This is a genomic window from Shewanella algidipiscicola, assembly GCF_003605125.1.
In the GTDB taxonomy this organism is placed as follows: Bacteria; Pseudomonadota; Gammaproteobacteria; order Enterobacterales; family Shewanellaceae; genus Shewanella; species Shewanella algidipiscicola.
The window spans coordinates 185,535-207,156 of record NZ_QPQT01000005.1; the positions used below are offsets into that span (position 1 = coordinate 185,535).

Here is a 21,622-nt window from a genome sequence, read left to right on the forward strand (position 1 = left end):
AGCCCCCCAAACATCATGAAAAAGCCGATAACCATACAGGTTATCGGCTTTATTAGCGAAAGACGTTAATCTAAGTCTAAGGTCACACCTTCCATGAAACCTGAGCTGGTAGAATCACTACTTTGCAATTTGATCATTAAACGCAAGTCGTTGGGGGAGTCGGCATGATGCAGTGCATCGGCATAGCTTATTTCGCCCTCAACATAGAGCTTTAATAACGCCTGATCGAATGTTTGCATGCCCTGCTCATTAGACTTGGCCATGGTCTCTTTTAAAACATGCAATTCGTTTTTAGCAATCAAACTGGCCACACGCGGAGTGTTAATCAGCACTTCAATGGCGGCCCGGCGTCCATTACCATCACTTTTTGGCACCAGTTGCTGCGCCACAATACCCCGTAAGTTAAGCGATAAATCAAACAGTAACTGCTGATGCTTACTCTGAGGGACTAGGTGCATAATACGATCTAACGCTTGGTTGGCATTGTTAGCGTGTAGCGTCGCCATACATAAGTGGCCCGTTTCGGCAAAGGAGAGGGCAAATTCCATGGTTTCTTGACTACGGATCTCACCAATCAAAATAACATCGGGTGCCTGACGTAACGAACTTTTAAGCGCGGCATCAAACGATTCGGTATCGATACCCACTTCGCGCTGGGTAATAATGCTCTTACGGTGATCATGTACAAATTCGACAGGGTCTTCGATAGTTAAAATATGCCCGCGGGCATTAGCATTACGATAACCCACTAATGCAGCCAAAGAGGTTGATTTACCTGTACCTGTGCCCCCCACCATGATGATGAGACCACGTTTACTCATGACCAAATCTTTTAAAATGGGCGGTAACTTTAACTCTTCAACTTCAGGGATCTTGGTTTCGATGCGGCGCATAACGCAACCGGGAGATTCTCGTTGCCAGAAGGCGCTGACACGAAAACGCCCCAGATCCTTGGCCGCAAAGGCAAAGTTACATTCACGACTTTCATGAAACTCTTTACGCTGCGCTTCAGTCATTAACGCTTCGACAAACTCAAGCGATTGCTGCGGTGTAAACGGATTTTCGGCCAGTTGCCTGACCTCCCCATCGATTTTGGCACTGGGCGGAAAACCCGCAGTGATAAACAGATCCGACGCTTTGCGATCGACCATGACTTTCAAAAAAGGACGAACTTCCATAATAAAACCTTAACTTAGAAACTAGCGTTCTTATTGGAACTCTTTGACATGGCGTCTTCACGAGTGATGAGGCCTCGATTGACCAAGTTTTGTAAACACTGATCTAAGGTTTGCATACCATGAGCCATACCCGTTTGAATCGCTGAATACATCTGGGCAACTTTATCTTCACGGATTAAGTTACGAATCGCCGGTGTCCCCATCATGATCTCATGAGCAGCCACACGACCACCGCCCACTTTCTTAATCAGGGTTTGTGATATCACCGCTTGCAGCGATTCAGATAACATGGTCCTGACCATACCTTTTTCGCCTTCGGGGAATACATCGACCACACGGTCAATGGTTTTCGCCGCTGAGGTGGTATGCAAGGTGCCAAAGACTAAGTGACCAGTTTCTGCTGCCGTCATCGCCAAACGTATGGTTTCGAGATCGCGCATCTCGCCCACCAAAATCACATCAGGATCTTCACGCAGCGCACTTCTAAGAGCAGCATTAAAGCTGTGGGTGTGACGATGCACTTCACGTTGGTTAATCAAGCATTGCTTATTTTGATGGACAAATTCGATAGGATCTTCAATGGTCAAAATATGATCATGACGGTTTTCATTAACATAATCGATCATTGCTGCCAAGGTGGTACTCTTACCCGAGCCGGTAGGCCCTGTCACCAAAACCAAGCCGCGTGGGTAACTGGCAATTTTTTTAAAAATCTCAGGCGCACCGAGCTTTTCTAGGCTTAAGATTTCACTGGGAATGGTACGAAATACCGCGGCAGCACCGCGAGATTGGTTGAAGGCGTTAACACGAAAACGGGCTAAATTAGGTACTTCAAAGGAGAAATCGATTTCAAGATGTTCTTCGTAATCTTTGCGCTGCTTATCGTTCATGATGTCATATACAAGGCTATGCACGCCTTGATGGTCTAAAGCAGGTAGATTAATCTTTCTGACCTCACCATCTACACGTATCATTGGCGATACACCTGCAGAAAGGTGTAGATCCGATGCATTGTGCTTTACACTAAAGGCAAGTAACTCTGTGATTTCCATAGTTTGGGATATCCATTCAACCAAAAACGTAGACCATGACAACAATAGCAGACAGACTGGCGCTAGCCCACCAAAGAATCGCTCATGCGGCGCAAAATTCATCACGTCATAGTGACGAAATAAAGTTACTGGCAGTGAGTAAAACTAAGCCAATTTCTCAGATAGTAGCCGCTTATGAGGCCGGACAACGTCTTTTTGGTGAAAACTATGTCCAAGAGGGTGAATCCAAGATTATTGCCCTAAAAGCTGACTACCCAGATATCGATTGGCATTTTATCGGCCCGCTGCAATCGAATAAAACGAAAGTGATTGCCGAGCACTTTGATTGGATGCACACCCTAGACCGTGTCAAGATAGCTCAGCGCCTAAATGAGCAGCGCCCGCCGCAGCGCGCACCGCTCAATGTGTGTATTCAAATTAACATCAGCCAAGAAGCCAGTAAATCTGGGCTTCCCCCTGATGAGGAGCAGATAACGGCATTGGCAGATGTGATCGACTCATTACCACATTTATGTTTACGCGGACTAATGGCAATTCCTACAGCAACCGATGATAAACATCGCCAACAGCAAGAGTTGTCACACATGCAGCGGCTATATCAAGCATTGCAAGTCAAGTATCCACAGCTTGATACTCTGTCGATGGGTATGAGTAACGATTTGGAGATGGCGATAGCTTCTGGATCGACCCTAGTGCGTATTGGCAGCGCCATTTTCGGTGCCCGTAGCTAGCGTTAATTGCCATTTGCAATCGCCTAAAATCAGGAGTAATGGGTTAGCAATAGTTGATTTGTAAGCATAGGCCCGAAAATAGCATAGCGATGCACTAAAGAGCGTAAAATTAGGTTGGTGTAAAGCGTTAATCTACATGCTGCCCCATCAGCAGGCTAGTCTATTAGATTGACAAGCCTTGTTTTTTCAGCACTTGCCCTAATATTATTAACAGCAGTTTTAGGCAAAACAACAGAGACCCTTATGATACAGAAAAAAATATGCTTTATTGGTGCCGGTAACATGACGCGCAGCATCGCCAGCGGTTTAGTCAACAGTGGCTATCCGGCTGAACTCATCCACGCCACCAACCCCAGTGAAGCTAAGCTGCAACTCTTATCGCAGCAACTCGGTATCAAGGTGTCACATGACAATCGCCAAGCGGCTATTGAAGCCGATGTTATCGTTCTGGCGGTAAAACCTCAGCTAATGCAGCAAGTATGCGAAGCATTAAGCGACTTAGATTTATCACAAAAACTGATTATTACCATAGCTGCGGGCGTAGCGGCATCACGTTATCATGATTATTTTAAGCAGCCGATAAAGCTCATTCGCACTATGCCAAACACGCCAACGCAAATCGGCTACGGTATGACTGGCCTGTATGCCCAGCCGTCGGTGTCAGCACAAGACAAAGCCCTGTGCGAACAAATCATGCAAAGTGGCGGCGAAACGGTGTGGGTGTCAAAAGAAGATGATCTTAATCAAGTTATCGCATTAGCGGGCAGTTCCCCCGCCTATTTTTTCCTGATGATGGAGGCTATGATTGACAGCGCGAAGCAAGATGGCGTTGACGAAGATTTAGCTCGTCAATTAGTGCAGCAAGCCGCCCTTGGCGCCGCGCAAATGGTTAAGCAAAATCCGCAACTGTCGGCCGGACAGTTACGCGAAAATGTCACCTCTAAAGGCGGCACTACGGCGCAAGCATTAGCGGCATTTGAAGCGGCTAATTTAAGGGGCATCGTCAGAAATGCAATGCACGATTGTATGGATCGCGCCGCAGAGATGGCTAAACAATTTTAATTCAATACCGTTAAATAGAGAGATCCAATGAACGCATTTAGCTTTTTAATCAGTACCGTTTTCGACCTGTACCTGATGGTGGTCATTATCCGCATCTGGTTGCAGCTGGCTCGCGCCGATTTTTACAATCCATTTAGCCAGTTTGTGGTAAAAGCCACCCAGCCTATTGTCGCGCCAATGCGACGAGTTTTACCCTCAATGGGGCCATTAGATACCGCATCAGTGGTACTTGCCTTGTTAGTGGTTGTGACTAAGTTTGTCGTACTCAGTTTAATCGCTGGCGCCGCTATTAGCATTCCGACAATTTTACTGATATCTGTAGTCTCAGTGATTAAAGAAGCTGGGGTATTGCTGTTTTGGATGTTAATTTTACGTGCGATTTTAAGCTGGGTGAGCCAAGGCCATAACCCTATAGAAATGGTCATGGCACAACTAACAGAGCCTCTATTGTCGCCCATTCGCCGTATTTTGCCGCCTATGGGTGGGTTAGACTTATCGTTACTGGTGATGATGATCATTCTTAACTTTGTCAATATTTTGCTCGCTCAATACGTGCCATTTTGGGCCAATGTATAGTGGCGTCAGTGACACAAGTGCAAGGTGATCTGCTGCTCAAGCTCTATATACAACCTAAAGCCAGCCGGGACCAGATTGTGGGCCCCCATGGTGAGGAGCTAAAAGTAGCGATCACCGCTCCGCCTGTCGACGGCAAAGCCAACGCTCATTTGAGCAAATATTTAGCCAAACTGTTTAAGGTGCCTAAAAGCCATATTGTTATCGAAAAAGGCGAATTGGGCCGTCATAAGCAAGTTAAGGTATTGGCGCCCAAGCAACTGCCTGATGAGATTGCTAACCTACTCGAGCCCTGAGTTTAGCGATAGCCAATCGGCCGCCTAAATTCAATCGCTAAGCTTAAAATCGCAATGCTTAAAACCACCAAAGTTAAGCATTAAAAGCTATACTAATACCCATATAGAGTCTCTAGGAGATAACCATGTTTCGTTCATTATTTTGCGTACTACTGCTGTCACTTGGTATAGCAAGTCACGCTAACGCCGAGCAAAAACACAGCGTGGGCCATTACGATATTCATTATATTGCCTTAGGCAGCACCTTTGTCACGCCAACCATAGCTAAAACCTATGGCATAAAACGCAGTAGCTACACAGGATTAATAAATATCTCGGTGTTGGACACCAGCAAAGAGGGAAATCCGGCGATCCCGGTGGAGATTTCGGGCATTGCCAATAATCTGCTCGATGCTCGTCAGGATCTAGTCTTTCGCGAAATACGCGAAGGCGACGCCATCTACTACATCGCAGAGGTACCTTATCGTGATGACCAAGAGATCAATTTTCAGGTGGCGATAAAATACGGCAATAAGCTCAATACTCAGCTCACCTTTAAACAGAAATTTTACGTCGATTAAGCCAAAACCATAGTAATTTCAGCTTGATAGCTCCTACACAGACTACACAGCACTTTGCTTTTTAGCCGCGGTTAAAGAGCAAAGTAAAACGCACTCCCCCCTACCGTTTCGGCCCTAGCTTGGGTATCATTGCCGCCAGTTATCTCCATCTCTCATTGGTGCTCCAAATGAATAAAATAGTGTTAGCCAGCGGCAATAAAGGTAAGTTAAAAGAGTTTGCAGAAATCTTAGGTAAATTTGGTATCGAAGTACTGCCCCAAAGCCAATTCAATGTCGAAGAAGTGCCAGAAACGGGCACCACCTTTGTTGAAAATGCCATCATCAAGGCGCGTCACGCCGCAAAAATTACCGGGCTTGCGGCCATTGCCGATGACTCAGGACTAGAGGTCGATGTACTTGGCGGCGCACCTGGGATCTATTCGGCCCGCTACGGCGGTGACAATGCCAGTGACAGCGATAATTACAATAAACTCCTAGCAGCATTAAAAGAGACTTCCGCTCAGCGCAGTGCGCGTTTTCAATGTATTTTGGTCTATATGCGACATGCAGATGATCCGACCCCTATTATCTGCCAAGCGGCGTGGGAAGGAAGTATTGCTTTCGAGCCCAAAGGCGATAATGGCCATGGTTACGATCCGATATTTATCCCTGAGCATCATCAATGCAGCGCGGCACAAATGAGCAGCGAAGAGAAAAATGCCTTAAGCCACCGCGGTAAGGCGATGCAACTATTACTTGCTGAATTACAAGCCAAAGGCGTACTAGGCTAATGTTACTACTGCCACCGCTGAGCCTCTATATTCACATCCCATGGTGTGTCCAAAAATGCCCTTATTGCGATTTTAATTCCCATGGCCAACATGGTGAATTGCCCCAGCAGGAATATATTGATGCTCTGCTGGTCGACTTAGCCAAAGATCATCAATATGTTCAAGGCCGTAAGCTACACTCCATCTTTATTGGCGGCGGCACGCCGTCACTGTTTGATGCGAGCCAAATACAACGGCTACTCGAAGGTGTAAAAGCACAAATTGCCTTTAAAGACAATATCGAAATCACCATGGAAGCCAACCCTGGCACCTTAGAGCACGATGACTTTGCCGCCTACCGTGCAGCAGGCGTTACGCGCTTATCGATTGGTGTTCAGAGCTTTGCCAGCGACAAGCTCAATCTATTAGGGCGTATCCATGATAAAGATGAAGCTAAAGTAGCGGCAAAAAAAGCCCAGCAGGCTAATTACAACAGTTTTAACTTAGACTTAATGCATGGGCTACCTAATCAAAGCTTTGCCGAAGCCATGCACGATATCGAAACCGCGGCGGCACTTAACCCTCCGCACCTGTCTTGGTATCAATTAACGATTGAACCAAACACCTTGTTCCACTCTAAACCGCCACAACTGCCCGACGATGAGGCGCTATGGCACATATATGAACAGGGGCAACAACGTCTGGCACAGCTTGGTTATGAGCAATATGAGATCTCCGCCTATGCCAAACCCGGCTATCAATGCCAACATAACCTCAACTATTGGCAGTTTGGTGATTACCTAGGCATAGGTTGTGGTGCCCATGGCAAGATAACCCTCGAAGCCGAACAACGCATTTGGCGCACGGTGAAAATTAAGCACCCTAAGGGCTATCTCAGTGCAGTAGAACACCTGTTTGATAAAAGTGAAGTACTCAATGAGGATCGCCCGCTAGAGTACCTAATGAACAGGTTACGACTGATGTCACCTATCCCTAAACTAGAGTTCGAGCAGCGCACAGGGTTACATCGCAGTGTACTCGATAAGGGGATGCTACTAGGTGAACAAAAAGGCTTGGTTGTCATAGGTGATGAGCATTGGCAGCTTACCCCCAAGGGCAATATGTTCGTTAACGAACTACTCGCACAGTTTTGCGATTAACCGTCTTACTTCTACTTTAAAAAGTGCCCCATTAAGTCCCTGCAGCCCGCGAGCACATCTCGCAGGCTGCTTTCTTGTGAACTGGTTGAAATATCTGTTAACATTTATCTTCACAAATCTACAGCCACCTTGCTTATTATGTCAGCCATTATTAAATGGAAGCCATAATATGACTATAAAAACAACAATATCAGTCGTCGCGATAGCCCTATCAACACTGCTCCCCTGCACCACTAACGCCCACAACAATTCCATCGAACCGGCAGCAACCTCGAGGATTGGCGTTACAAAACAAAGCCGTGATTCACAGCAAGCCAATCAACTATTTGAAGCCATTTTCATGGAAAATGTGATGGCAAGTCCCATACGCCAAACTGAACTGGGCATAAAAACCGACTATGGTAAATGGGATGAACTGGGCAAGTCGGCAGAACAAGCCCAGTTAGCGCGTGACCAAAAGCACCTACAACAACTGCAACAGCTTAAAGTCAGCGAGCTCGATACACAGACTCAACTGAGCTTCAAGCTATTAACGCAAAAGCTGCAACAGCGCATTGCCGACCACCAATGGCGTTTGTACAACTACCCTGTTAATCAGATGTATGGCAGCCACTCTCTGGTCGCATCTTTCTTGATAAACCAACACCAAATACAATCGATTCCCGATGCGCAGGCCTACATCAGCCGCCTAAATGCAGTACCCAAATACTTTGCCCAATTAGAGCAAGCGCTCGAAGAGCGAGCTCAAGCAGGCATTATTGCGCCAAAATTTGTCTTTGCACATGTCCTTTCTGATAGCCGCAACATTATCGATGGCGCGCCATTTAACACAGCCAAAGATAGCGCCATCTGGGCCGATTTTAAGCGTAAACTCGAGAGACTTGAGCTTAGCGCGAAGCAGCGACAATCACTATTAAACGATGCCCAAAAAGCACTTACCACCCAGGTTAAGCCCGCATACCAAAAACTCATCGCTTATATTACGACACTAGAGCAGCGTGCAGATGACAAAGATGGGGTGTGGAAATTTAAGCACGGCGAAGCGTTTTATAACAACGCCCTTGCCCGCACAACTACCACGGCAATGAGCGCAGAGACCATCCACCAGCTAGGGCTGACAGAGGTAGAGCGCATCCATCAAGAGATGCACGCTATCATGGAAAAAGTGGGCTTTGAGGGTGACTTAAACGCCTTTTTCCAATTTATGCGCAGCGACAAACAATTTTATTATGCTGACACCGAGAGCGGCCGCAAAGCCTATCTGAAGCAAGCCAGCAGCTTAATTGATAATATCTCAGCCCGGCTCGATGAGGTGTTCAATGTTAAACCTAAAGCGGCAATGATCGTTAAGCGCGTCGAAGCTTTTAGGGAAAAGTCTGCAGGTAAAGCATTTTATAATCAACCCTCACCCGATGGCAGTCGCCCCGGTACTTACTACGCCAACCTGTACGATATGCAAGCTATGCCAAAATACCAACTGGAAGCGCTAGCCTATCATGAAGGAACGCCAGGCCATCACATGCAAATAGCTATCGCCCAAGAGTTACAAGGGGTGCCTAAGTTTAGAAAGTTTGGTGGTTATACCGCTTACATCGAGGGCTGGGGACTGTATAGCGAATACTTTCCTAAAGAGATGGGATTGTATAGTGACCCCTATTCCGACTTCGGGCGCTTGGCCATGGAGCTATGGCGCTCATGTCGTTTAGTGGTCGATACGGGGATCCATGCCAAACGTTGGACACGCGAGCAGGCCATCAACTATTACATGGCCAACACACCAAATGCCAAATCTGATGCCGTCAAAATGGTCGAGCGACACATTGTTATGCCTTCCCAAGCTACAGCCTATAAAATTGGCATGTTAAAGATCATCGATATTAGAGAAAAGGCCAAACAAGTGATGGGGGATAAATTTGATATTAAAGCATTCCATACCTTGCTACTCAAAAATGGGCCGCTCCCTCTTGATGTGCTTGAGGAACAAATAATAGACTGGGCTAATAATGCTTAATAACGCCTGTATCGTTAGGAAGAGTATTGCGCTGAATAAAGGCAATGGTTAAAGAAAAATCACCCCAGCAAGCCTTGCTGGGGTAAACCAAAAACTAGGATGATGGTTAAAGCTAGCATTGTTTTAGTTATTAAAGCGTTGCTAGCGTCAATTTAAGACTGCGTGATGCTAACCTGCATAAAATCGATTAAGAGGGGTCATTCTTAATCAACTTAACGTGATCAGGTCATCCCAAATCAACTGCAACCATTGTATTAAATTAAGAACGTAGTGCAACGTGTATTATAGCTGACCATTCGCCACCGCTAAAAAACGCACTAAAACCAAATTAGAAAGCTAATTTAACTATCTGAATGAAAACGAAAATATACAAAACCATCCCACTAAAGGCTTATTATCCTAATAGTAAAACAATGTTTTCAATTAAATGTTTACTCTTGCACAAGCTCACCGCAGAAACAGGAACCATTGCAAAAACAATAACGAATCTACAGCATTACTTTCGCTTTGCATATAGCGACTCATAAGGCCTATCCCAATAAGGTGACGCACCGATATGCCCCTTGATAAAGTCAATAAATGCACTTACCTTAGGTGCTAAATGTTTACGCCGAGGGTAGACAGCTTGCAGGGGTAAATGGTGTGTCAATTGCCATTCAGGCAACAGAGGGACCAAGGTGCCTTTGGCTACCTCATCTTCTAATAGATAACTGGCAAGATACACCACACCTAAGCCACTGATCGCAGCCGATTTTAGGGCTGGTGCATTATCGACCCTAAAATTACCCGAGACCCCTATCTCACAATAATCATCTTCTTTCTTAAACTGCCAAACACTGTGTTCATGCCACTCTCCTTGATACACAAGACAGTTATGGTCGACTAACTGCTCTGGACGCTCAGGATAACCGTGCTTTTCAACATAATCAGGCGAGGCCAGCAGTAAAAACTGACACTTCATTAAGGGTCTTGCTACCATACCCAGCGGCAATTGCTCTGACATAGTTAATAGCAGATCTAACCCTTCGCTGACGACATCCACCTTATGGTCTAACAAGCTGACCTGTAATTCTAACTCCGGATGTTTAGCCATGAAATCAGGTAATGCCGGGATAAGGTGCATAGTCCCAAAAGACTGTGAAATCCCCACTTTAAGTACACCGCGGGTGGCATCATTAAGATTGTGTACACTCGCAACCGCTTGCTCGGCATCTCTCAGTAACTCTTCACCTTGGGTATAGAGTAACTGTCCGGCCTCGGTTAGACTCAAACTACGCGTGGTACGCTGGATCAGCTGAACACCAAGTTTATGTTCTAAATCAGCAACCTGGGTGCTAACTTTAGATTTAGAAATCCCCAATTTACGCGCGGCGGAACTAAAACTACCTGCACGAGCAACATGAGTAAAAATTGCAATAGGTTCTAAAAGTTCTAACATTTAAATAGCCTTAAGGTGTTTGCGACCATATTAATATATGTTGTAAACCATAGTGATAAGCCACCCGTTTATGGTTATCTCTGTGATAATTAAAAATAACTTAACAGTAGAGTCAAACTGTTACTCATTTCATCATCGAAATTTAGCCAGCATTGTTATAATTTTTCGCAAGTATACCAAAAATTTACGCTTTAATTCTAATTCCTGCCATGCATTAGCATTGATTCTGTGGATAAATGAAGAAATATAACCAACATGCAAACAAAAAAGCCCTACACCCAAGGCAAGTGTAGGGAAAATGTAGCCATATAAGGCCTACCAGAGAAGATGCAACAGTTCGCAGTTATTCTAACAATAGTTTCTGAGGGGGATTCATTAGGGGATAAGCTGTCAACTCTGGTACTTGTTGACGTAATTGCGACTCCAGCGCAACCAGCTGCTGAAAGTCATCACACAGTTTGTCGGCACGCTGCTGCAAATCATTACTTTGTTGCTCAATTTGCACTTCGATATCTTTACCGACATTATCCATCTTGGTGGCGAACGCTTGCATTTTTTGCTCAAACGAGTCGCCATCACCTTTCATCATCTCGCTACCTAACGTCATCATCATGCTACCAATAGAGCTTTGCACTAACTGCTCCATCTGTTGCTCAAATTCTTGGCCGAAAGTCTCTTCCAGTGAAGACTCTGTAGCACCTAGGTAAAATTTATCACCATTTTGATAAGCAACAGTATCAATTCGCTGACTTAACTCCGTCATCATTTCATCAATTTTTGCGCCACTCGCATCACCAAGTAAAGGGGTTAATGCCATACTGACCGCTGTTGATGCGATACTAACAGCATCATGAACAAGATCGATAACCTCTGGCAGCTGTCTCGACACTTCATCGGCATATTGGTTAATCAAGGTTCGTTGTTTGGCATCGAGTTGCACCTCTACGCCATCGACATACAATTTACCGACCTCGATGCGATACACCTCTTTTTCGGCCTCTGATATCACCAGTTTCTGAGGCTCTACCGCCACATCATAATTGAGGCTAACTTCACACTGGCTATTATCATTGCTAAAAGAGAAATGATTATCTTTTTCGCTGGCCTGCACACTACTGCTGACAGCCAGTAATGCACACAATCCCAAAGAGGTATTGATGTAATTCATATTATTAATCCTTAATCATAAATTGCCGATATCGATTGCTATCTGTATCACGCTGTCGTCATCATCAGATATTGGGCATGAGATACCACTATAGTTAACACTCGATAAGTTGACTTTAACTAAGCCAAATGAATACAGATTTTATGCCAAAACACATATACACTATATTATCAATTAGTTATCAAGTTTAGGTGCAGGTGTTTAACCGAGGCGTTAGCAATTTTGACCAGTAGTTAGTCGCTATTGCTAACTCATAAAAGATTAGAAAATCGAGCGACCCAGAGATTGAGATAGCATTTCAAGGGCTGCGGTACCAGCAAGTGAATTACCATTTTTATCTAACTCAGGCGACCAAACACACACGCTCATATCACCTGGAATAACGGCAATAATGCCTCCGCCAACACCACTTTTACCCGGCATGCCGACGCGATAAGCAAACTCCCCTGCACCATCGTACAGGCCAGATGTAGCCAATAAGGCATTGAGTTTACGTGTCTGAATAGGTGACACAATCGCCTCGCCCGATAAACTTTTGCCGCCATTCGCCAAGTAAAGCATCGCCTTAGACAGATCGGCGCAGCTCATGCGCATGGCACAATAATGAAAATAGTTTTTTAAGACTCTATTGACATCATTATTGAAATTACCAAAAGATTTCATCAAGTAGGCAATAGCCGCATTTCGGGCGCTGTGATCATATTCTGATGCAGCCACCTGCTTGTCATAGACTATATGTGGGTTACCGCTAAGGGCTCTGACAATTTCCAGCATACGCTGTTTAGGTGCGCCAAGGCGTGTGTGCAACAGATCGGCAATAATTAGAGCGCCTGCATTAATAAACGGATTACGCGGCACGCCACGTTCAAGTTCAATTTGCACTAGGGAATTAAATGATTGTCCCGACGGCTCTTTGCCTACGCGAGACCAAATGTCTTGCTCTTCATACAAGGTGAGAGCCACAGTCAGGCTAAATACTTTGGAGATACTTTGTATCGAAAAAGGCTCTAAATAATCACCAGCGCCTATGGTAGTACCATCAATGGTGGTGACGGCAATGCCTAACTTACCGGGATCGACATTAGCTAATGCAGGAATATAGTCGGCGACCTTGCCTTGGCCGAGCAGGGGGCGAACTTGCGCCACCACCTGCTCTAATAATGCCTGTTCGGGCATTAATTCCACCAAATATCATAAAGCTCGCTAACTTCAACCTTGGTTGTCGGTTGTTGCTGCCAAAACGCACGGACTGCTTCGCGGTCTTCTTCGGTGCACTTACCGATAGACTGAGTAGCAATAATACCTTCCCACTCTTTATGTCCACCACCGTGGAAGCCTAACTTACGCGCCTCTATCACTTGGGCAATAAACTGATCCACTATAGTGTCGATCTGCTCCTCTGACACTGAATCGTCAAATGTCCAGTTAACATCAAATCCAAACTCTTGAAACTCATCAATACGCAGTTTTTTGCGAAGACGACGGCTACGTGTTGCCATATTTTACCCCGTTAATTGCTAACAATACTTACTCAAATACTGCCAAATTAATCATTTGATTATCATGGCAATGTTAAAATCTTATTCACAGCGTTCGAACATTAGATCCCATACGCCATGGCCGAGGCGATGACCACGGGCTTCAAACTTAGTTAAGGGACGATGCTCTGGTCGTGGCACAAAATCCCCGGTAACAGACTGATTTTTATAACCAGGTGCCGCGCTCATTACCTCAAGCATATGCTCGCTGTAATTTTCCCAATCGGTTGCCAAATGAAACACACCACCAATCTTAAGGCTGTTACGAATCGTCTGCACAAATTCAGGCTGCACAATACGACGCTTGTGATGACGTTTTTTGTGCCAAGGATCGGGGAAAAACAGCTGCACCCGCGCAAGAGAGCCAGGTAAGATACTGTTTTCGAGCACTTCAACCGCATCATGATGGAACACGCGTAAATTGGTCACGCCCGCTTCGGCGGCATCGGCTAAACATGCGCCAACCCCAGGCTTATGCACTTCGATACCAATAAAGTTCAGCTCAGGAGCGGCCTTAGCCATCTCAACCAGCGAGGCACCCATACCGAAACCTATCTCAAGTACGGTATCTGCTTCACGGCCAAATATGGCGGCTAAATCCAGTGGCTGTGGCGAGTAATCTAGCCCCATCACTGGCCATTGTTGCTCCATTGCAACCGCTTGACCTTTTGTTAAACGCCCTTCTCGTAATACAAAGCTTCTTACTTTACGAAGGTATTTACCCTCTTCATTAAATTCAGCGGTGGTAACGTCACTCATTGTTTTAGCCTCAATAATCTGCCAGCGATGGCCATATAGTCTCTGATGTAGCTTAAATTAGGGTTATCTGCCGATAACGGCGCCTCACCAGCAAGATTGTAGTTAACCTTGATACTAATATATTTGGAAATCATAAAAAGAAAGGCATTATGCAAAGTTACTGGTGCAGTGCAAGCCCTATTGTCGCCAAAGTATACCAATAATCATCATAGATGCGACCAACGCTATAGGTTAACGCCTATTTAGGTTGAGAAACCAAGATACGCTCTATACACTGTGCGCCATGAAAAAAGAGCCATTTCACCAGCGCATTGTTAGCTGGTACGCCGAACACGGCCGTAAGCACCTTCCTTGGCAACAAGATAAAACCCCTTATAAAGTATGGGTGTCAGAGATCATGTTGCAGCAGACGCAAGTCGCAACCGTTATTCCCTATTTCGAAGCCTTTATGCAGCGGTTTCCGAGCATAAAAGAGCTCGCACTGGCCAAGCAAGATGAAGTCCTGCACCATTGGACAGGCCTAGGCTACTATGCCAGAGCCCGAAACTTGCATAAAAGTGCCCAGCTTATCGTCACCCAGCATGGCGGCGAGTTTCCTACCGAATTTGAACAAGTATTAGCCCTACCTGGCATTGGTCGCTCCACAGCAGGGGCGGTGTTATCGCTCTCTCTTGGTCAACATCATCCGATTTTAGATGGCAATGTAAAAAGAGTGCTCGCGCGCCACGGCGCCATCGCTGGCTGGCCAGGAAAAAAGCAGGTTGAGGAGCAACTATGGCAGCTTACCGATGCCCTTACTCCAAAACAGCACATTACCCAATACAATCAAGCGATGATGGATATTGGTGCCAGCATCTGTACTCGCGCTAAACCTAAGTGCGAACAGTGCCCTGTAGCTGTCGATTGCAAAGCCCAGTTAATGGGGCGCCAAACCGAGTTCCCAGGGAAAAAACCTAAAAAAAGCATCCCAGAAAAACAAGCCTTTATGTTGGTGCTCCGTGATGACAAGCAAGTGATGATGATTAAACGTCCTCCGGCGGGTATCTGGGGCGGGCTCTGGTGTTTCCCTCAATTTTCCTCTCGAGCCGAGTTGGATAACTATGCCCAGCAGCAGGCAATTAGGCTGCACTTAGCTGAGCCGCTCACCAGCTTTAGGCACACCTTTAGCCATTTCCATCTCGATATCACCGCCATAGAGGGCACCATAGTCCAAAGTGACAGCCAAGATAAAGTGGCAGTAAAAGCCCATCTGGTAATGGAAGATGATGCATCACTCTGGTATAACATAACCAATCCACCGAAAGTTGGCCTTGCTGCGGCAACCGAGCGTATTTTAGCCAGCCTAGGTTCAGTAGTCATTAAGGAGTAATCATGGCGCGTACAGTGAATTGCCAATATCTAAAGAAAGAGGCTGACGGCCTAGCCTTCCAACTTTACCCTGGAGAGTTGGGTAAACGTATTTTTGACAATATTAGTCAAGAGGCATGGACACTTTGGCAAGCAAAACAAACCATGCTTATCAACGAGAAAAAGCTCAACATGATGAATGTTGACGACCGTAAGTTCCTCGAAGAACAGATGGTCAACTTTTTATTTGAAGGTAAAGAGGTCGAAATTGAAGGTTATGTCCCCCAGAAGGATGACCAGTAATCAGTAAAAGGACGACAAGTAAAAGGTCGACCAGTAAATCCTCCTCGCATAACCTCGCAATAAATAGGCGCCACTTAACGATGAGTTAATGGCGCCTGTTTGCATTTATGGCAAGTTAGCCCTACCTGCCAAGCCACCTCTATTCAGCCTATTTGCTTTATCCTAGGGCCTGTTGATCTTTGCTGGTTGAATGTTGTTCGAGACAAAAACGTGTTAATCGAGGCGAGTGGATTGCAGCCTAGTCATCTAAGCAAAATTCACTTAACAAAGAGTAAAACGTTTTTAGCCGACCCCTTCGGGCAGCGTTTGTTGGGTATTTTTACTGCGTTCTCAGCTTTTTATGTAGAATAACTACACCACAAAGCTTCTGCCTTGTATAAATACCCAACAATTCACCGCAAAAACAACCTTGAAAGATCAACAGGCCCTAGGCGCAGCTTGCCTATGCCACCACAATATCACCTTAATTTAAGTGCCCCCATACAAGCTGAATCAACATAGATATGACTGCCTTTAATGGCTAACAGTGCAAGACCCATCAAACAGAAAACCCTTAATGCTGACATTAAGGGTTTTTGGCTAAGCGTTAATGGCAATTAAAGCCGGCTATGGAGTCACATTAAAATTTATGCTCTAAACCGAAACCGAAGTATTTTTCATCGTTAACTTCAGCTTCTAATGAACGGTTGGTATAGAAAGCAAATAGCTTAGTCGGTTTACCCAGTTTGTAATCACCACCCACTGACCATGAATCACCCAGATCTTCCATATCTTGATACTGCGCTTTCAGCACGATAGCCTCTATGGTGTAAGCCGCACTTAACAAGTAGCCCGTTTTACTCTCGGCGCCGACAACCGCTTCACCCAACTTAGTGTAAGTCGCCTCTTGCTGCTGATACATACCACCTAACACTAAATCGGCAATTTTACCTTGCACCGTGGCGCGCACCACCCCGTAGCCTTTTACGTCTGCATCATAGGCAACCGAGGCGAAGATAGGCGATTTTTTCAACTTAGCATCACCATACATGGCTGCAACGCTAAATCCATCTTGAGCATATTGTGAACTCGCACCTTCTGCGGCATAGGTCACCCCAAGGGTAAAACCGCTAAAGGCTGGCGTAATATAAGTCGCAGTCTGCTCGATACGGTTTTCACCTTTAAATAAGTTTTTCAGATCACCCGAGAGATCGTTAAACTGGTCAACCTTCCCCTGAGACACCTTAAGCATAGTATCGTTACGGCCAACAGAAAAAGCCCCGAAGTTACCTTTAAGGCCAACAAACTGATTGCGCGCCTTGAAGTTTTCCTTGGCTGAGTCACCGGTATCGACTTCATATTCTACAGTATAGAAAGCTTCGAGCGATGGGCTTAACTCAAAATCCCCTTTAACACCAAAGCGTGACGCGTTACTTTGAATCGTCGTTGTTGCATCACCATCGACATCATTAGATTGAGCCGTCACATTTAACTTTCCGTAAACAGTCAATGGATCCGCCGCCTGTGCAGATGCAAGAGTGGCAGTCGCTAACGCAGAAGCAAGCAGAGTTTTACAAAAAACGTTCATCATTAAATCCTTTCGACGTATGTTCGTCTGGGTTATTGGTTTGGACGGCCGAAAGTGTGCAATTTTTATGTTGCAGTTTTATTTCATGTTTTGGCATTGCCATCGCACTAAGCATATGAAGACGATAAGATTGGCTCTCAAAGCCATACAGAGTAAGGCTTTGAGCAAGACTAAAAGTAATGTGACAGTTTGATGAATTATGCTAAAAGCGAACTTTTTATGACATTTTGCCGCTAAGCGATAGCGGTTTACCCGACGTCGACAATGGCTTACACTGCGGCTTTATTTTTGATTGGGCGCCTATCATGTGGTTTAAAAATCTTACAGTTTATCGTTTTAATAAACCTTTCTCTGTCGATACAGAAGCGCTAGAGAAGTCACTTGAAGACTTTACCTTTTCTCCCTGCTCAAGTCAGGACATCAGCAAGTTTGGCTTTTCAAAAGCATTAGGCAAACTCGGGCACACCTTAGTCCATAGCGCAGGTGACAGACACCTTATTTGTGTCACCAAAGAGGAGAAAATTCTTCCCTCACAAGTGATTAAAGAAGCACTTGATGAAAAAGTGACGCAAATTGAAGATGCTGAAAATCGTAAACTGGCGAAAAAAGAGAAAGATGCATTAAAAGATGAGATCACCACGACCTTGTTACCACGCGCTTTTTCTCGTCGTAGCCAGACTCATGCGTTGATCTTGCCCGAAATCGATATGATTTTAGTCGACAGCTCAAGCGCCGCTAAGGCTGAAGAGTTACTCGCGCTACTGCGAAAGGCATTAGGCTCGCTACCTGTTATTCCATTGAGCTTTAAAACGCCTATCGAAACTCAGTTAACCGATTGGTTAAAAGCCAATAGCGCACCAGCGCCGTTTGAGATGCAAGATGAAGCCGAACTCAAATCTGACTCAGATGAAGGTGGTATTGTACGCTTCAAGCAGCAAGATCTGACCGAAAACGAGGTCCTTGCCCATATCGAAACGGGTAAGCAAGTACATAAGTTAGCACTACATTTTGCTCAATCCATCGCGTTTGTTCTGCAATCAGATGCTGGCATTAAACGCCTTAAGTTTTCTGAAGAGTTTAGAGCAGGCAATGACGAAGTGGGCACCGAAGATCCTATCGCACGACTGGACGCAGACTTTGCCCTAATGGGCAGTGAATTAATTGCTTTGATGAACGCCTTAGTTGAAGTGCTTGGCGGTTTCGAAGATAGCCTGTAAAGCACTTAATCACTCAATTAATGAGCAAGGTTTAACCCCTTTACGGGTTGACTGAGCTGCAATTGATAAACAGCCACCGCAATCCGCGGTGGCTTTTTTGTCTTAGGTCTCTTGCCCCAATATTTTGACACATATAGGGTTTCATATGACAACCATATCCGCACGCATTAAGCGTTAACACCAGATATGTTAAAAACGTTAGATTGCTGCTTGCTGGCGACGTTACTCAAGACAACATAATCGCGGCCCATACTTAACCTTGAACTCATGTGACACAGCGCCGACGTCATAGGTAATGAAAATGGATAAAGATATCTCTTCAGATCAGGCTTTGATAACAGGTTATCCCTGCATTTAAAGCGAGAATTAAAACCTAACGGCTTAAGCTTATCGATCACCCTTGATACTTATTTTTACCTATTCGCGGTAAGTTAACCGTCAAGATGATCGCATCAGTTATTGCTTCGCCCATCACACCTCAAGCTTAACCGAGATAAGCCAGAGTTAGACTAAAGTCGAAATGACATTTGACTTTAACATAAGAGAGGGCAATAAAAAGACATTTAAAATCAAAATCAAGTGCATAGCTGGTTTCTCACACGCCTGCTTCTGTTATTATTGCTGCCTTATAAGGTTCGTGATTAAAACCTAGAATAGTATTGAGTTACGGACACAACCCCAAAATCATAACAAGCCCTTAATAAGGTGGTTGCGAGATACCCATGCGCGCTTTTTTCTACTGTCTATTAGTACCTGCATTCTTGTATTGCTCTGTGGCGACCGCTGCGTATAGTCAACTTCAACTCGTGTCGCAAGAGGTTAAATTGAGAGAAACGCCGAGTCAGCTTTTTCAGGAGATGATGCAATCCCTCAACTTTGATCTCAGCTTTAATAATGACACTGAATTTAGGCAAATAGCTCATGAGCATGGATTCGATGCTGAGGGGTTAGAAGAGCAACTGCAATGGCTGGCGCGCATTTACCTTGAATCTGACTTAGGGGAAAACGCCAGCATATCCAAAGCCTCAGCCATTATTACATCATTAGAAACCATTGCCGACACGCCTTATGATATGAGTAAATTATATATGCTAAAGGCACGCAAAATTGGCAGAGAAAAGCAAGATTACCAACAAGCTATCGCACTCTACACCCAAGCGCTTAATCAACTGGATAACTCTGAAGATGTTCGTACTGTGCTGCTTAGGCACAATATTCATCATCAATTAGGCGACCTCTACCGTATCACCTTACACACCGCTCAGGCTCAGTTCCACCTTAATCAATATCGACAGCTAGCCTATCAGCTCAATAATGACTATCTCAGCGCCAACGCTGAAGCGGCACTAGGTAAGTTTTACACTAAAAATGAACAGTTTAACAAAGCATTACAGCATTACACCCAGGCTATTCGTCGCTCAGAAAACATCAACCAGCCCTTCTTGAATGCGATATTATCACTTAGGCTAGCGCGGGTTTATCGCGAACTGCAATCTTGGGATGAAGCACTACAATATGCTCACAAAGCGGCAGACGGTTTTAAAGCGCTCAACAACAATAATTACTTATCCAGTTGCATGACTGCCATCGCAATTGTTTATGCCGAGCAAGGATTATGGAATCAAGCCATCGATTATTATCTTAATGCGCAACAAATTGATGTTAAAAGCGGTAACCTCACCGCGCAGGCGCTTAACTTCCATAATTTAGGTGAAGCCTATTTTAATAACAATGAAGCCCAAACAGCATTAGACTTTTTAATAAAAGCCAACAGCTTATTTTTACAGAAAAAAAGCAAACATTATTTGGTATACAACGACCTACTTATCGCTCAAGTTGCCAGCAGTATTGAGGATTGGCACATGGTTAATAATTATGCCGCTAAGGCCTTTGTTTTGGCTAAAGAAAAAAGTCTCTTAGAGCAGATGGTTGAGGCATTACGCTATCGTACTCAGGCCTTTATAGCGCTTGGTGACACAGAAAAAGCTCACAACGCGTTGACTCAACTGCTCGATCTTAGCGATGAGCTTAATCAACAAGCCAATGAAAAGCCTGAATCCAACGAAAATAGTCTGGCAGAACAAAAGCTTGCGCTGCAATTGAGTCAATTAAAAACTACGAGCAATATCCAGCAGCAACAAAGTGCTCAATTTAAAACAGCATTAGTGATTAGCCTAGTCTTGGCAGCCATGTTGTTATTAACCTGTATTTATCAATGGCGCAGTAAGCAACAAATTAGCCTACGAAAAGGGGCGTTAAAAAAGCGACTCACTAATGAGCCCGTCAGCGAAATTAATGGCTACCGTGGATTAACTGAATCCCTAAGCCAAGCCGATAAACTGGCCATGGTGGGATTAATCTCGCTAACTAACAAACACAATATTGACATCCAATGGGGGGTAGACGCCTACCAGCAAGTGATGCTGAAATTTATGTCGCAATTAGATCTACAGCTAGAATGCGACAGCTATTTAATTCGCCCCGGTGTGCTGGCTATCACCCTCAAGCAATCGATAGCACCAATGATGCTATTAGGCGATATTCGCCGCGTGCTTGAAACCCAACCAAAGCTTAATGATGCTCAGTTACATTTAGGCATATTAAGCTTGCCACTATTACAAGATCCCGATATTAAGCTCGAACCTAATATCTATTTTAACGTGCTTCAGATGATGGTGGCTGGTGCAATAAGCCTTGGCCATAATAAAGACTATTTTGTCTCTATTATTCCGCTGAGTTTTGCCCCTGTTGCTATATTTTCTCCGCCGCTCTACTCACACTTAGAAAAAGGTATCAGTCGCGGCTTGGTTAAAGTGGAATGCAACGATGATAAAACACTTATTCGTTGGCCAAGTGATCATATAACCATTGATTAAAAGGTTAAAATTGCGGATAAGCACGCATCTCTAGTCC

20 protein-coding genes are annotated in these 21,622 nt (G+C 44.9%); 12 read left to right on the forward strand and 8 right to left on the reverse strand.

All coding sequences use genetic code 11. From position 1 onward, the window contains the following. Nucleotides 1–65: 65 nt before the first annotated feature. Together DVO77_RS07150 and DVO77_RS07155 are read right to left on the reverse strand one after the other, a co-directional pair. Nucleotides 66–1,178, reverse strand: coding sequence for a PilT/PilU family type 4a pilus ATPase (locus DVO77_RS07150; RefSeq protein WP_119977849.1), 1,113 nt, complete (start codon nucleotides 1,176–1,178; stop codon nucleotides 66–68). A 14-nt stretch (nucleotides 1,179–1,192) separates the two neighbouring features. After that, nucleotides 1,193–2,230 (reverse strand): type IV pilus twitching motility protein PilT, encoded by a 1,038-nt coding sequence (locus DVO77_RS07155; RefSeq protein WP_110458530.1) that lies wholly within the window; start codon nucleotides 2,228–2,230, stop codon nucleotides 1,193–1,195. Between the two features lie 35 nt (nucleotides 2,231–2,265). On the opposite strand from DVO77_RS07155, the gene DVO77_RS07160 reads away from it, so the two are divergent. The 8 genes from DVO77_RS07160 to DVO77_RS07195 all read left to right on the forward strand — a co-directional run bounded on the left by DVO77_RS07160 (nucleotide 2,266) and on the right by DVO77_RS07195 (nucleotide 9,372). Further along, a complete protein-coding gene (locus DVO77_RS07160) occupies nucleotides 2,266–2,961 on the forward strand; it encodes a YggS family pyridoxal phosphate-dependent enzyme (RefSeq protein WP_119977850.1) in 696 nt (231 codons plus the stop codon). Between the two features lie 243 nt (nucleotides 2,962–3,204). Next, entirely contained in the window at nucleotides 3,205–4,023 is an 819-nt protein-coding gene (proC, locus tag DVO77_RS07165; protein ID WP_110458528.1) for a pyrroline-5-carboxylate reductase, read from the forward strand. Nucleotides 4,024–4,050: 27 nt separating this feature from the next. Then, the gene (locus tag DVO77_RS07170; protein ID WP_110458527.1) at nucleotides 4,051–4,599 is read left to right on the forward strand and encodes a YggT family protein; all 549 of its coding nucleotides are present in this window, start codon (nucleotides 4,051–4,053) and stop codon (nucleotides 4,597–4,599) included. After that, a complete protein-coding gene (gene yggU / locus DVO77_RS07175; RefSeq protein WP_119977851.1) occupies nucleotides 4,599–4,892 on the forward strand; it encodes a DUF167 family protein YggU in 294 nt (97 codons plus the stop codon). The genes DVO77_RS07170 and yggU overlap by 1 nt, the downstream gene beginning before the upstream one ends. 125 nt (nucleotides 4,893–5,017) lie before the next feature. After that, the gene (locus DVO77_RS07180; protein WP_110458525.1) at nucleotides 5,018–5,452 is read left to right on the forward strand and encodes a DUF4426 domain-containing protein; all 435 of its coding nucleotides are present in this window, start codon (nucleotides 5,018–5,020) and stop codon (nucleotides 5,450–5,452) included. Nucleotides 5,453–5,619: 167 nt separating this feature from the next. Next, a complete protein-coding gene (rdgB, locus tag DVO77_RS07185) occupies nucleotides 5,620–6,222 on the forward strand; it encodes an RdgB/HAM1 family non-canonical purine NTP pyrophosphatase (RefSeq protein WP_119977852.1) in 603 nt (200 codons plus the stop codon). Further along, complete coding sequence (gene hemW / locus DVO77_RS07190) at nucleotides 6,222–7,361, forward strand: radical SAM family heme chaperone HemW (RefSeq protein WP_119977853.1); 1,140 nt, start codon at nucleotides 6,222–6,224, stop codon at nucleotides 7,359–7,361. Before rdgB ends, hemW begins: the two co-directional genes overlap by 1 nt. A 169-nt stretch (nucleotides 7,362–7,530) precedes the next feature. Next, nucleotides 7,531–9,372 carry a DUF885 domain-containing protein gene (locus DVO77_RS07195; protein ID WP_119977854.1) on the forward strand — a complete coding sequence of 614 codons (1,842 nt, stop codon included), beginning with the start codon at nucleotides 7,531–7,533 and terminating at the stop codon, nucleotides 9,370–9,372. A gap of 496 nt (nucleotides 9,373–9,868) precedes the next feature. On the opposite strand, the gene DVO77_RS07200 is transcribed toward DVO77_RS07195, so the two are convergent. From DVO77_RS07200 to trmB, 5 genes are all read right to left on the reverse strand, one after another. Beyond that, nucleotides 9,869–10,810, reverse strand: a complete 942-nt coding sequence (locus DVO77_RS07200) for a LysR family transcriptional regulator (protein WP_110458521.1) — start codon at nucleotides 10,808–10,810, stop codon at nucleotides 9,869–9,871. A 343-nt stretch (nucleotides 10,811–11,153) separates the two neighbouring features. Beyond that, complete coding sequence (locus DVO77_RS07205) at nucleotides 11,154–11,978, reverse strand: YggN family protein (protein ID WP_119977855.1); 825 nt, start codon at nucleotides 11,976–11,978, stop codon at nucleotides 11,154–11,156. 261 nt (nucleotides 11,979–12,239) lie between these two features. After that, entirely contained in the window at nucleotides 12,240–13,154 is a 915-nt protein-coding gene (gene glsB, locus DVO77_RS07210) for a glutaminase B (protein ID WP_119977856.1), read from the reverse strand. Continuing rightward, a complete protein-coding gene (locus DVO77_RS07215) occupies nucleotides 13,154–13,477 on the reverse strand; it encodes a YggL family protein (protein ID WP_110458518.1) in 324 nt (107 codons plus the stop codon). The genes glsB and DVO77_RS07215 overlap by 1 nt, the downstream gene beginning before the upstream one ends. Nucleotides 13,478–13,558: 81 nt before the next feature. Then, nucleotides 13,559–14,275 (reverse strand): tRNA (guanosine(46)-N7)-methyltransferase TrmB, encoded by a 717-nt coding sequence (trmB, locus tag DVO77_RS07220; RefSeq protein ID WP_110458517.1) that lies wholly within the window; start codon nucleotides 14,273–14,275, stop codon nucleotides 13,559–13,561. 283 nt (nucleotides 14,276–14,558) lie between these two features. Between trmB and mutY the strand changes: the two genes are divergently transcribed. Beyond that, nucleotides 14,559–15,644 carry an A/G-specific adenine glycosylase gene (mutY, locus tag DVO77_RS07225; RefSeq protein WP_119977857.1) on the forward strand — a complete coding sequence of 362 codons (1,086 nt, stop codon included), beginning with the start codon at nucleotides 14,559–14,561 and terminating at the stop codon, nucleotides 15,642–15,644. Nucleotides 15,645–15,646: 2 nt separating this feature from the next. After that, on the forward strand, nucleotides 15,647–15,925 hold the full coding sequence (locus tag DVO77_RS07230; RefSeq protein WP_119977858.1) for an oxidative damage protection protein: 279 nt from the start codon (nucleotides 15,647–15,649) through the stop codon (nucleotides 15,923–15,925). A 619-nt stretch (nucleotides 15,926–16,544) separates the two neighbouring features. Here DVO77_RS07230 and DVO77_RS07240 read toward each other — a convergent pair. Beyond that, complete coding sequence (locus tag DVO77_RS07240; protein ID WP_162924159.1) at nucleotides 16,545–17,495, reverse strand: porin; 951 nt, start codon at nucleotides 17,493–17,495, stop codon at nucleotides 16,545–16,547. Between the two features lie 302 nt (nucleotides 17,496–17,797). On the opposite strand from DVO77_RS07240, the gene rdgC reads away from it, so the two are divergent. Next, on the forward strand, nucleotides 17,798–18,709 hold the full coding sequence (gene rdgC / locus DVO77_RS07245) for a recombination-associated protein RdgC (protein ID WP_110458676.1): 912 nt from the start codon (nucleotides 17,798–17,800) through the stop codon (nucleotides 18,707–18,709). 722 nt (nucleotides 18,710–19,431) lie between these two features. Next, the gene (locus tag DVO77_RS07250; protein WP_119977861.1) at nucleotides 19,432–21,585 is read left to right on the forward strand and encodes a tetratricopeptide repeat protein; all 2,154 of its coding nucleotides are present in this window, start codon (nucleotides 19,432–19,434) and stop codon (nucleotides 21,583–21,585) included. Nucleotides 21,586–21,622: the final 37 nt, after the last annotated feature.

Coding starts and splice junctions, on each gene's coding strand:
- DVO77_RS07180 (WP_110458525.1), top strand. CDS start 5,018: ATGTTTCGTTCATTATTTTGCGTACTACTGCTGTCACTTGGTATAGCA.
- DVO77_RS07200 (WP_110458521.1), bottom strand. CDS start 10,810: ATGTTAGAACTTTTAGAACCTATTGCAATTTTTACTCATGTTGCTCGT.
- rdgB (WP_119977852.1), top strand. CDS start 5,620: ATGAATAAAATAGTGTTAGCCAGCGGCAATAAAGGTAAGTTAAAAGAG.
- DVO77_RS07205 (WP_119977855.1), bottom strand. CDS start 11,978: ATGAATTACATCAATACCTCTTTGGGATTGTGTGCATTACTGGCTGTC.
- proC (WP_110458528.1), top strand. CDS start 3,205: ATGATACAGAAAAAAATATGCTTTATTGGTGCCGGTAACATGACGCGC.
- DVO77_RS07230 (WP_119977858.1), top strand. CDS start 15,647: ATGGCGCGTACAGTGAATTGCCAATATCTAAAGAAAGAGGCTGACGGC.
- trmB (WP_110458517.1), bottom strand. CDS start 14,275: ATGAGTGACGTTACCACCGCTGAATTTAATGAAGAGGGTAAATACCTT.
- DVO77_RS07250 (WP_119977861.1), top strand. CDS start 19,432: ATGCGCGCTTTTTTCTACTGTCTATTAGTACCTGCATTCTTGTATTGC.
- DVO77_RS07240 (WP_162924159.1), bottom strand. CDS start 17,495: ATGATGAACGTTTTTTGTAAAACTCTGCTTGCTTCTGCGTTAGCGACT.
- glsB (WP_119977856.1), bottom strand. CDS start 13,154: ATGCCCGAACAGGCATTATTAGAGCAGGTGGTGGCGCAAGTTCGCCCC.
- mutY (WP_119977857.1), top strand. CDS start 14,559: ATGAAAAAAGAGCCATTTCACCAGCGCATTGTTAGCTGGTACGCCGAA.
- hemW (WP_119977853.1), top strand. CDS start 6,222: ATGTTACTACTGCCACCGCTGAGCCTCTATATTCACATCCCATGGTGT.
- rdgC (WP_110458676.1), top strand. CDS start 17,798: ATGTGGTTTAAAAATCTTACAGTTTATCGTTTTAATAAACCTTTCTCT.
- DVO77_RS07160 (WP_119977850.1), top strand. CDS start 2,266: ATGACAACAATAGCAGACAGACTGGCGCTAGCCCACCAAAGAATCGCT.
- DVO77_RS07170 (WP_110458527.1), top strand. CDS start 4,051: ATGAACGCATTTAGCTTTTTAATCAGTACCGTTTTCGACCTGTACCTG.
- DVO77_RS07150 (WP_119977849.1), bottom strand. CDS start 1,178: ATGGAAGTTCGTCCTTTTTTGAAAGTCATGGTCGATCGCAAAGCGTCG.
- DVO77_RS07215 (WP_110458518.1), bottom strand. CDS start 13,477: ATGGCAACACGTAGCCGTCGTCTTCGCAAAAAACTGCGTATTGATGAG.
- DVO77_RS07155 (WP_110458530.1), bottom strand. CDS start 2,230: ATGGAAATCACAGAGTTACTTGCCTTTAGTGTAAAGCACAATGCATCG.
- DVO77_RS07195 (WP_119977854.1), top strand. CDS start 7,531: ATGACTATAAAAACAACAATATCAGTCGTCGCGATAGCCCTATCAACA.